Origin of the sequence: Vitiosangium sp. GDMCC 1.1324, from assembly GCF_003044305.1 — a bacterium.
Lineage (GTDB): Bacteria > Myxococcota > Myxococcia > Myxococcales > Myxococcaceae > Archangium.
The window spans coordinates 37,985-49,722 of sequence record NZ_PZOX01000029.1 but is presented as its reverse complement, the minus strand read 5'-3'; the positions used below and the strand labels follow the sequence as shown (position 1 = coordinate 49,722).

The window sequence follows — 11,738 nt, the reverse complement described above, 5'->3', positions numbered from 1 at the left end:
CCATCCGGGGGCCTCGGATCTGGTGACTGCGGTCACCCTCTGGTGACTGTTGTCACCACCCCCTGGGACTTTCAGACGAAGAGCAGCTCGACGCCCTGGAGCCTCAGGAGCTGGCGCGCCAGCTCCTGCACCTGGTCCACCTCGGCCTGGCCCAGGGCTTTACGGCTCGTCGTCCTCAGGTCCGTGGAGGCGCGCAGGAGGAGGTGGCACACCTGCTTGTTGGTGAGCCGGGGATTGAGGCGGCGCAGGTGGGCCACGAGCGTGCCCAGCTGGGACACGGTCAGGCCGGAGACCATGACCTGGGTGGTCGTGCCCTCCTCGGGGCCGAGCCCCACCGCCAGGAGCCGCGGATCCACCAGCAGCGACCGGGAGAAGTCCGGCTCGTGGGCAATCCCCACCCGGGCGAGCTCGGCCAGCATGGGGCCGGTGTCGTGGCCGGGGACGACGGGCAGCACGTTCGCCGCGTCGTAGCCCTGGAGCACCTCCTCGTACTGCTGCCGGAGCTCACGGCCTGGACGGCTGGCCTGGAACTCCACGAAGGCCTGGTGCACCTCGGCCATCAGCGCCCGCAGCAGCGTGGCGTCATCCGCCTCCGGCGGGACGCCCATCACCTGGGCCATGCGGGCCCGGCGCTCGGGCATGGCGCTCGGCTCCTTCCACAGCTCCAGGGTGATGGAGCTCTCACTGAGCACCAGGGTCAGGTTGACGACGCCCAAGCGCCCGGGATTCTTCAGGAAGTTGGACAGCCGGCCGTGGACGTCCTTCATGCCGTGGAGGAGCCGATCCACGATGGCGGCGCGCAGCTTCGCCCGGTCCTCCAGGCTCTGGCGCCGGGAGGCGGCGTCCTCGCGGTCCGCCACCTTCTCCTCCCGGGACAGGTCGGGTGCCACCGTCACGGGCGCCGGGCGCGCCGGGAGCCCCTGGCCCTGGGGCGTGGAGGGGGCCGCCTCGCCCCGGATGAGCGCGAGCTGGCTCCGGCCCTGGGGCTCGTGCTTGTCCGCCAGGCCGTCGAATCCACCCGCCCTCGCTCCAACGGCTCCCGCGGCCTCCATCCCATCCTGGCGCTGCGCACCCTGGGCGCCCCCGCTCTTGCCCGCGGACGCGGACTTCGCCGAGGAGGCCCCCGCCGAGGAGGCTCCCCCCGAGGACGACTTGCCGGTTCCTGGCTTCGCGGACTCCTTCCGGGGCTCCTGCTGGGGGCCACGGACCGACGGGCCGCCCGGTCGTGAAATCATCGCCTGTGCTTGTGCCAACCGGACGCTCATGGTGGATGCCCTCTTCGCGAGTACGACTCTCTGCTCTGCAAGGGGCGTTCCAGGTGTCGGGAGGGGGGCTCAGTCCCAGGAGAACTCGTACTCGCTGTCGAGCGGCCCCGTCTGCCGGCCGGCCACCTTCACGTTCTGGGCACCCATCCGGTCGAGCGTGGTGCGCAACCCCCCCTCGTGGTAGGCGCGGGGGATGAAGTTGCGCTTGAGGATGAGCCGGCCCCGGGTGGGCCCTTCCCAGACCACCAGGCGCTCCCCGTAGCTCATCGTCATCCGGTAGATGCCCTGGATGCTGCTCACCAGGCTGCGGATGTCCTGGCCGGCGAGGTGCTTCAAGGTCTTGCCCATGGCGGATTCGAGGAAGTCCTCCATGGCCCTGCGCCCCAGCTGCCGCAGCGCTTCGTCGAAGCTCCCATATCGGGTGCTCAGCACCTGCCCCGCGGTGTAGGTCAATCGGATGAAGATGCTGACGGGATAGTTGAAGAACTCGAGGAAGTTCCGCTCGCCACAGGCCTCCAGGCAGCGCTCCACGGCGGCGTCGTCATCCAGCGCTCGCACCACCCCGAGCATGCTGATGAAGAAGATCCCTCGCACGGTGTCCTGGGGTGTTGCCAGGGCCAGCCGTTGTTCCATCTCCTGTTTCCATTCAGGCGGCGCCCCCTCGTTCGATCCCGACCCAGCGCTCGTGCTCATGATGGAACTCCCGACGCACAGGAGGAATGCATTGCCCTCCCCGTGGCCCGAGACGGTAACACGTGGGCTCCTCCTGGTTCCTCAGGGAGTCCACTTACTTGCCGGGTCTCTGTGGCCCGGCCCACGCTCCGTGAATGAGATGTTGCCTGGAGGGCAACAGCGGATGCGAAGCACGGGGCTGGATTAGAAGCACAGTCACGGATCGGTGATAGGGATTGAGGCCCGTTCCAGAAGGCTGGGGTCCGCCGAGCTAGGAGAGCGGGAGCACCAGCGTGGCCGTGGCGCCGCGTCCCGGTCCGTCGCTCTCCAGCAGGAGCTGGCCTCCCAGCAGCTTCGCGGCCAACGCGCTGGAGTGCAGTCCGAAGCCGTGGCCATCCTTGCGCGTGGTGAAGCCGTGCGAGAAGAGCCGCTCGCGGATCTCCGCCGGGATTCCCATGCCGTTGTCCATCACCTGGATGCGAGCCACGTTCCCCTCGAGGCTCAGCCGCACGGTCATCCGCCGCTGTCCCTCGGGGACTCCATCCAGGGCGTATTTGGCGTTGCTGATGAGGTTGATGAGGATTTGCAGCACCTTGTGTCGGTCCACCCGCACCTTGCGGTTGCCGTGGAGCTCGCGGGTGACAGAGACACCGTGGCGCTCGAGCGCTGGCATCTGGATGCGCAGCGAGTCCTCGATGAGCTGTGAGAGCTCGCACTCGTCGAGGAGGAGCGCGGTCTTCGCGTAGGTCTGCTGCACCTGGACGATGGAGCGGATGTGCTCGACGTGCCAACCCATCTCCGATAGGCCATCCCGCACGCTCGACTGCTCGCGGAGGAGCTCCTCGGTGAGCGCGGAGAAGTACTCGGGCAGTTGGAGCCCCCGCGGATCATTCGTGAAGAAGTCCGCCAGGCGGTTGCGGTTCTCCTGGAACAGGGCGGAGAGCTTCTTCAGCCGCCCGAGACGCGAGGTGGCCACCGTCCCGCGCATCACCTCGAGGTTGACGACGGCGCTGGTGAGGACATTGCCGACGTTGTGCAACACGTTGGAGGCGATCTCGGTCATGCCCACCTCGCGAGCGGTATCCACCAGACGGGCCTGGGCCTCCTTGAGCTCCCGGGTGCGTTCCTCCACGCGCGCCTCGAGCTCGTCGTTGGCGCGGCGCAGGGCCGACTCGGCGTGCTGGACGTCGGCGTACAGCCGCGCGTTCTCGATGGAGATGGCCGCCTGGGAGGCAATGTGCCCGAGTAGCGCGAGGCGATCCGGGGTGAAGGCCTCGGTCGCCAGGTTGTTCTCCAGGTGCAGCACTCCGTAGAAGGTTTCCTGGCGCAGCAGCGGAAGGCAGAGCACCGATCGGGCCCCGCCACGTCCCAGGTATTCGTCCGCCGCGAAGGGATGGGCTTGCGTGGCGTCACCGATGAGCACGTGCTCGCGCGTGCGCTTGACGTAGGCGACGAGGGTCCAGGGCAGCTCCTGCGGAGCGTCTTCTTCCGGCAGGAGGATGGGGTCTCCCGGTGAGGCGCCGGAGATGGCCATGACCGGAAGCTTGTCGCCCCGCGCGAGCAACAGCGCGCCGCGCTGGGCTCCCGCGTTCTCGATGGCCACCTGCATGAGCGTGGTCGCCAGCCGCTGGAGCACGATCTCTCCGGAGATGGCCTGCTGGGCCTTCACCACGGTGAGCGCGTCGATCTGCGTCGTGTTCGTATCGTGCTCCGACGAGGCCACCGCGAGCGCGAGGTTCGGCCAGCGGGACTCCAGGTGACGCACCTTGCCCTGGGCTCCCCACCGCAGGTACGCCTCCCGGGCCGAGCGCGCATAGGCCTCGGCGATGGTCGGGAAGCGCCGCTCGCGCCAGAAGTTCGCCGCGAGCTCGCTCGCGAGCGCGACGTTCTGGATGAAGCCGTGCTCCCGGGCCGAGTGGATGGCGTCTTCATAGGCCCGCATCGCGTCGTCGCCCCGGCCCGTCACCCGGGCCAGCTCCGCGGACACCATCCGTTCGGGCGCGAGGAAGTTCCCGGCGCAGTAGCCCGCCCACTCCGCGAGCTGCTGCTGGTGCCGCTGGATGTCCTCGAGGAGCAATTCCCTCTCCGCTGGCGCCGCTCCCGGGACGCACGCGGCCAGGGTCAGCCCGCGGTAGAGGTGGAAGTCCAGCAGCTGGATGTGGCCGAGGGAGGCCCAGACGAGCCCGGCGGCCTTCTCTCCCGCGCGGCGTGCCTCCTCGTACGCACCGCACATGAAGCGCGCCTGCATCTTGATGATCCAGTACCAGCACTTCATGGTGTTCATTCGCTCGGGGGTCAGCCCGGCCTCGAACACCTCTTCCTGGAAGTTCTCGCCGTCCAGCGTGTCGAACGAATGGGTGAGCCCGCGCAGTTGCTGGACGTAGCGCTGCGAGCACAGGATGACGTCGTGCACGTCCAGGTAGCCGGCCTTGCGGGCGAAGTCGAAGCGGGCGACCGACTCCGCATGGACATCATCCAGGTGATGACCCAGGGAGATGCTGTTGGTGACGATGTGGTTGCAGCAGTAGCAGGCGACCTGGAAATCACCGGACTGCAGCGCGTGGTGGAAGGCGCTGCGGATGAGCTCCATGGAGCTGGCGATGGGCTGGGTCCAGTAGTTGATGATCTCCATGCTGTAGAGCGCCATGCCCCGCGAAGCGGAGAGGTCGTGACGCTCCACGATCGCGCAGGCGAGCTCTCCGAAGGCATGGCCCTCCCGGTACTTCTTGAAGGCATGTCCCAGCACCACGCCGTACCAGGAATACCCATACACGGCCGCATCGCTGTTGCCGTGCCGCAGGCTCAGGGCCACCAGCCGGGCAAGATGGAGGATGAGCAGGTTGTTGTCGGTGAAGTACGCCGGCGTGAAGAGGGAGCCCAGGACGCTGAGCACCGCCTTCAGGTGCGGATCCGTCACCAGGGGCAGCTCGACGAGGCTCTCGATGGAACGCTCCCCGATGAGAGTCCAGACCTCGTTGTGGGCTGCCACCACCTCCTCCCAGGAGGGATGCGGCGACATCGGCATGCCCAGCAGCTCCAGGCCCTCGAGGAGACAGTTGACGGCGTCCTGGATCTCCCCGGCGGCGAGGTGGAGATCGCTCTTGAGACGGTAGACGGCCGCGATGTCCGTGGGCGTCCGTGTCCGCGTGAGGAGGATGTGCACCAGGCGGCGCGTCTGGGCGGCATTGCCGTCCATGAACTCGCTGGTCGCCTGATCCAGGAGCAGCTTGAAGGCGAGCGTGGGGTCCGTCGTCCAGGGGTCTCCCGGGATGAGCTCGAAGGCCGCCGAGAACCAGGCGATGGCCGAGCGGTGCGCGGTGGAGCTCTTCGCCTTCCAGCCGGCCTCGGCATTCAACCGCGCGACGCGCAGGCGCTCCTCGGGCGCGTCGATCAGCTCCGCCCCGGCGTTGAGCTGCCCCACGATGTCGAAGAGCTTCTCGCGCACCTGCTCCGGGGACAGGCTCTCCAGCAGCAGACGGCCGATGCGCAGGTGGACGGCCTTGCGCTCCTCCTCGGGAATGAGGGCCTGCGCCGCCTGCTGGATGCGATCATGGAGGAAGCGGAACTGCTCCTGGCTCCCGCGCGCCAGCATGCCTTCCTGGAGCGCCGGCTCGAGGTTCTGCACCACCTCGTGGGGCTCCATGCCGGAGATGATGGCCAGCATCGGGAGCGGGAAGACGTTGCCCATGCATGCCGACAGGCGCAGCAGGTGCTGTGTCCCCTGGGGGAGCTGGCGCAACCTGCCCACCATGAAGTCGACGACGTTGTCCGAGTACCCCTTCGCCCGGACACCGGAGGCATCCCACCGCCACCGTCCGTCCGACGTGCGCGTCAGCAGCCCGTCCTGATTCAGCGTCACCATCAGCTGGATGAGGAAGAAGGGATTGCCCCCCGTCTTCTCGAGCACCAGGGCAGAGAGGGGCTCGACGACGTCGGGGCTCGCGCCCGGGAGCGCCTCGGCGACGAGCCGCTGGAGCTGCGTGAGGCTCAGTGGCTCGAGCCGGATGTCGGTGACCCGCGCGCCCGCCTGGCGAACCTCTTCCAGCATCAGCATCAGCGGGTGTGACGGGCTGACCTCGTTGTCGCGATAGGCCCCCACCAGCAGCACCGGCGTCATCTCCGCGCTGGAGAGCAGGTTCTGGAGGAGCCGCAGGCTGGCCAGGTCGGCCCATTGCAGATCATCGAGGAACAGGACGAGCGGGTGCTCGGAGGTGGAGATGGCGCCGAGGAACTGCTGGAAGACCCGGTGGAGGCGTTTCTGCGCGTCGGAGGGGGGCAGTTCCTGGATGGGCGGCTGCTTGCCCACGACCAGCTCCAACGGGGGGACCAGGTCCACGAGGACCTGCCCATGAGTCCCCCACGCCTTGTTCAGCCGCTCACGCCACGTTGCGAGCTCCCTATCGGTGCCCGACAGCAGGTGTTGCACCAGTCCGCGGATGGCCTGGGCCAGCGTGGCGTAGGGAATGTCCCGCTGGAATTGCTCGAACTTGCCGCGCAGGAAGAAGCCGCGCCGCTCCACCACGGGCCGGTTCAGCTCGTGGATGACCGACGACTTGCCGATGCCGGAGTAGCCGCTGACCAGGACGAGCTCCGGACGCCCGCCCCGCGCCGTCCGCTCGAAGCTCTCGAACAAGGTGGCGATGGGCACTTCTCGCCCATGCAGCCGCTGGGGCATCTGGAAGCGGCTGGGAAAGTCCTGCTCGCCCAGCGGGAACACCTCGCTCATGCCCCGGAGCAGGTCGTCGCGGCACCGCTCGAGGTCCGCCCTCAGTCCATCCGCTCCCTGGTAGCGCTCCTCGGCGACCTTGGCCAGGAGCTTCATGACCATGGCGGACAGGACGGGCGGGAGCGACGGGACGAGCTCGTGCGGGGGCCGCGGACGAAAGGCCATGTGCGCGTGGAACCACCCGAGCGCATCCCGCGCCCGGAAGGGCAGGGTGCCCGTCAGGAGCTCGTAGAAGGTCACTCCCAGTGAATAGAGATCCGTGCGGGAGTCCACGGCCCGGTTCATGCGCCCGGTCTGCTCGGGGGACATATAGGCCAGCGTCCCCTCGATGAGCTGGGGCGCCGCCGAGTCCACATGTTCGACCCAGTGCAGGGTCGCCGAGCCGAAATCGACGATGCACCCCTCTCCCGTGGGCCTGAGGAGGATGTTGGAAGGTTTGAGGTCTTTGTGGATGACGCCACGCCGGTGGATCTCCCCGAGTGTCGATGTCAGGGAGATGGCCAACGTGAGGAACCGGGAGACCTCGAGCCGCTGGCCCACGAGCTTCGACAAGGGCTCGCCCTCCACCTCCTCGAAGAGGAGGAGCGGGCGATCGTGGACGAGCTCGCAGCCATGGACCTTGGGGACGCCTCCCACGCTCTGGAGCAACTGCAGGATGCCGTGCTCCCGGCGATAACGCTCCCACTCGCGGGGTCCGGGTGAGGCGAGCGCGGGCGTCTTGATGATGACGGGCCGGTTGTCCAGGTCACAGATGGCGTGGAAGAGCTGGTTGGCGCCCGTCGCGCGGAGCGATCCGCGCAACGTATGGCCCGGGATGTCCATCATGCAGGACGCGTTATCACGACGAGCGTGGATTTGGCGCTCCACTCTGTCACCACGCGACGGCTTGCTCGCCTGGGAGGCGGACCTCAGGGGATGGTGAGCACCGGGGTGTCGTCGAGCACCAGCGGGTCCGACGTCCCATCACCGCCCCAGAACTTCCATTGCTCGGCCGAGGGGACGAGTGGGCGGTAGCCGCCGTCGTAGTCCCAGGTGGTGACATACACCTTGACGCCGTGGAGGTTCGTCATGCCGCTGAACAGCTGGCCCGGGAGCGTGAGGAAGACGGTGTTCGAGGCCGCGTCCACCTCGACGGCGGCGGCGGGCGAGACGGGAGTTCCGTCTTGGGTGGCCGAGGCACCGCGCGTGTCGAAGAGGGCGTTGGACCAGCCGTGGACCCGGATGCGGTAGTCCCAATCCATGCCGGCGGGGAGGGAGGCGTTCTGCTGCGGCATGACGGTGAGTCCCGTGCGGCCGGGCACGTCGACGAAGATGGTGAAGGCCACATGGTCGAAACCGTTCTGCGGGTTCCACACCGTGGTGACGTGGGCCGTCTGGAGGGCCAGCTTCAGCACCGTCCCCGAGCCCTGGACCACGACGCGGCGCAGATCACCCTGGTGGTTGTCTCCCCACGAGGTGTCCGTGGGGTAGTGGTAGCGCCCCTCGGGGCCGACGTCATCGCCGGACGGATCCTCATGGGTGACCAGGTCCTTGAATGCGCGGTCGACCCGGAACTTCAGCGTGTCGGACAACACCCGGGCCTCCTCGTTCCAGGCCACGAGCGAGTGTTGGATGTTGGGGTCCACCATGCTGCCCACGGAGATGAGGGTGCGCCAGGAACCGTCCGGATTCACCGCCACCTGTTGCGCCGTGCCGAGCGCCCCGTCCACCACCACCTGGAAGGAGGACACCCCGGTGGCGGTGCCCGCGAGCTCGAAGTCGCCCGCCACCGTGTCGCCACTGGCGGTGGACAGGGTGATGCGAGCGGTCTCCGGCGGAAGCGCGGTCGTCGTCCCATCGGGCATGAAGACGCGTGCGGCGCGTGCGGGCAGCTTCAGGGAGAGCCGTCCTCCGCGCCCCACGGTGGCATTGCCGGCGCCGGAGTCCAGACTGGCGAGCAGCTTCAGCCCGCTGCCCTCGGGCAGCCCCGTCTGCAGGTTGTCCAGCAGCGTGTCCTCGTCCGAGGTGTTGAAGATGACGAAGGCCATGTCCGCTCCGTCCCCCATCGCGTAGGCGAAGACACCGCTCCGGGCGTCGTTCTGCCGCAGCACCGTGGGCGTGCCGTGGCGGAACACCGGATGCGTCTTGCGTAGCGTGGTCAGCTCGCGGATGAAGGCATACAGAGGCGCCTCGGTGTCGAAGTGGTCCTTCCCGCCCGAGCGGTAGCCCTGTGCGAACATGGCGCCGCGCTGCTCGGTGAAGCCCTGCTCGGTGCCGTAGTAGAGGACGGGGATGCCGGGCACCGTCATCATGAACAGGAGCCCCTGCTGGAGCGCGGCCCTCGAGCCTCCCGACAGGAAGCGATCCACGTCATGGTTGTCCAGGAACATGGGCATCAGGTGCGGCCGCGCGAACAGTGCCGCCCGGCGCTCCATCCGGTACGCGAGCTGCGACGTGGGGCCGCCCCGGGCGAAGACGTCCCCGACGGTGCCGTACAGGGGGAAGTCGAGCATCCCCGGCAGCCGATCCTCACCGGTGTCCGGGTCCTTCATATACAGGGCCACCTTGCGCGACAGCTTGTCCTCGAAGGGCTTGTCGAAGGCGAACCCCTCACCAAAGGCGAGGAATCCATCCTTCCCCTTGCTCCGGGCCGCCTCGAGGACGCCCGGATGGTCCGGGTCGGTGGAGTGGAGGAAGTCCCGGACGGTGGCCGGGGGCACGTAGAAGACGGTGTCCACGCGGAAGCCGTCCACGCCCACCTCGCGGATCCAATAGTTGTAGCTGTCCTTGAGGGCCGCGATGACGGCGGGGTTCTCGGTGTTCAGGTCATCCAGGTCGGAGAGTTGCCAGCCGAGCTCCTGGTCCCGGTTCGCGTAGTCCACGATGCTCGGCGTCCAGTGGAAGATGTGGGACTCGCGGTGCTCGGCCCGGGTGGGATCCCACAGGTTGAAGGGGGCCTGGGTGGGGCCACACGCGGGTCTGGCGCCGGTGTTGAGCACCACGTTGGCCGACACATCCGCCGGGTCATAGCGCGTGTAGCGGAAGCAGTTGGCCATGTGGTTGAGGACGATGTCCTGGATCAGGTACATGCCGCGCCCGTGCAGGGCTCGCGACAGGTGCTGGTAGTCCTCCACCGTGCCTTGGTGGGCGTCCACCCGGGTGAAGTCGAGCGCCCAGTAGCCGTGATACCCGCCGTAGTTGACGAGCGGATCCCACCACTGGTTGGCGACGGGCGGGGTGAGCCAGATGGCCGTGGCGCCCAGGCCCTGGATGTAGTCCAGCTTGCTCTCGATGCCCTTCAGGTCACCGCCGCTGTACTTCGCTCCGTCAGCGGGATCGAACTCGCCAGCGCCCTGGTTGTCGTTGCCCGGATCGCCATTGGCGAAGCGATCCGTCATGACGAAGTAGATGATCTGATCCCGCCAGTCCGGAGACGGAACGTGCAGCGTGTCCGAAGGCGGAGGCGGGGGAGAGGTGTTTCCGTTGGACTTACAACCGAGAACCGCGCTGGCACCGAACGCGAGCGCCAGCAGCTTCGACGAGAGGGAATGCGCTTGCATGAGACGCGAGAGCCTACCCGACCCGGGTAGGCTCTCAAGAGGCGATGGCGTCCAGCCTGGAGGGGGCTGGAACACCGTCCTCACGCGGTGCGCGAGACCCGCCGTGGCATCCAGAGGGCGGCCACCACCGCGGCGGCGGCGGCGGCGAACAGCGCGATGAAGCTCCACTTGAACGACCCCTGATAGGCGATGCCGGGGTTGGAGAGCTGCAACCGCTTGAAGGAGAAGATCTGGATGGCCGCCACGGTGTTGATGCCGAGCGCGGCACCGATGTTGCGGAACAGGTGGACCGCCGAGGTGTAGGCCCCCAGCCGTGGCAGTGGCGAGATGTTCTGCACGAACACCAGCGTGGTGGTGGCCACGAAGCCGATGCCCAACCCGATCAGCGCCTGGGCGGCCGCGAACACGGGGAGCGGGCCCCCGCCGAGGGCGAGCACGCCGGTGCCAGCCGCCAGCAGGATCGTTCCGAGCAACGCGGTGGCCTTGTAACCCGTCCGCACGAGGCTGGCGCCACAGATGGCCGAGCCCACCACCCAGCCCAGGGCGGCGACCATCACGATGAGCCCGCTGCTCACGGTGCTGGTGCTCAGGGTGGCCCGCAGGTAGAGCGGCAGCAACGTGACCGAGGCATACAGGGCGATGCTCGCGACGACCGTCAGCAAGGCGGCGAGCACGTAGTCACGGCGGGTGAAGAACTCCACCGGCAACAGGCTCTTCTCCGGCCACTTGCGCAGGTACACCACCGACAACCCCAGCCCGATGAGCATGGCCGCGCCGAGCCCGAAACTCACGCCCGGGGAGAGCCCGACGCTGGGCTGCAGAATGAGGATCAACAGGCTGGCGAGCGTCACCGAGAAGAGCGCCATCACCCGGGCATCGACCCCGCCCTCCGCCTTCTGTCCTCGCTCCTGGTCGGTGGACCTGATCGACCACACCAGCGCCATCGCGATGAACGACAGCGGGATGTTGAGGGCGAAGACCATGCGCCAGCCGAACTTCTGGTACACGAGCGCGCCGACGAGCGGGCCAATGACCGCCGCCAGTCCCCAGACCATGCTCAACATGCCCTGCATCTTGCCGCGCTCGCGCTCGGAATAGAGCTTGCCGACGGTGATGTAGGTCATCACCGAGACGCCTCCCGCTCCCACGCCCTGCAGCGCGCGCGCGAAGACCAGGCTGGTCATGCTGCTCGAGATGCAGACCGCGAGTGAGCCCACCAGGAAGATGCCGAGCACCGCCACCAGCGTCCGCCTCTGGCCGAACACGTCCGCGGCCCGGCCGACCACGGGAGTTGCCAGCACGGAGGCCAGGATGAAGCCCGACAACAGCCAGGGGTACAGCGTTACATCCTGCATCTCCGCCTTGATGGCGGGCAACAGCGTCCCCACCACGGTGCTATCCATTGCCGCCAGGAACAACCCCACCAGCACGGACGCCAGGAGTGCCCGTTTGCCAGTACGGCCCGCCGCCTGGTCACTGCTTGCCACGACTTCTTTCACGCCTTCGAGTTGCATGGCTTTTCCCTGCTCGATTGAT

Annotated in this window: 5 protein-coding genes; all 5 read right to left on the bottom strand. The window is 67.9% G+C overall.

Translation table 11 applies throughout. The annotated features are described in order from the left end of the window. Positions 1–71 precede the first annotated feature (71 nt). Positions 72–1,265: a hypothetical protein gene (locus tag DAT35_RS50210; protein ID WP_108076599.1), complete on the bottom strand. Its 1,194-nt coding sequence runs from the start codon at positions 1,263–1,265 to the stop codon at positions 72–74. 69 nt (positions 1,266–1,334) lie between these two features. After that, a complete protein-coding gene (locus DAT35_RS50205; protein ID WP_233262185.1) occupies positions 1,335–1,898 on the bottom strand; it encodes a DUF2378 family protein in 564 nt (187 codons plus the stop codon). A gap of 310 nt (positions 1,899–2,208) precedes the next feature. Continuing rightward, positions 2,209–7,488, bottom strand: a complete 5,280-nt coding sequence (locus tag DAT35_RS50200; protein WP_108076594.1) for an AAA family ATPase — start codon at positions 7,486–7,488, stop codon at positions 2,209–2,211. A gap of 83 nt (positions 7,489–7,571) precedes the next feature. Further along, complete coding sequence (locus DAT35_RS50195; protein WP_108076592.1) at positions 7,572–10,202, bottom strand: alpha-amylase family glycosyl hydrolase; 2,631 nt, start codon at positions 10,200–10,202, stop codon at positions 7,572–7,574. 80 nt (positions 10,203–10,282) lie between these two features. Continuing rightward, positions 10,283–11,716, bottom strand: a complete 1,434-nt coding sequence (locus DAT35_RS50190) for an MFS transporter (RefSeq protein WP_158502215.1) — start codon at positions 11,714–11,716, stop codon at positions 10,283–10,285. Positions 11,717–11,738 lie beyond the last annotated feature (22 nt).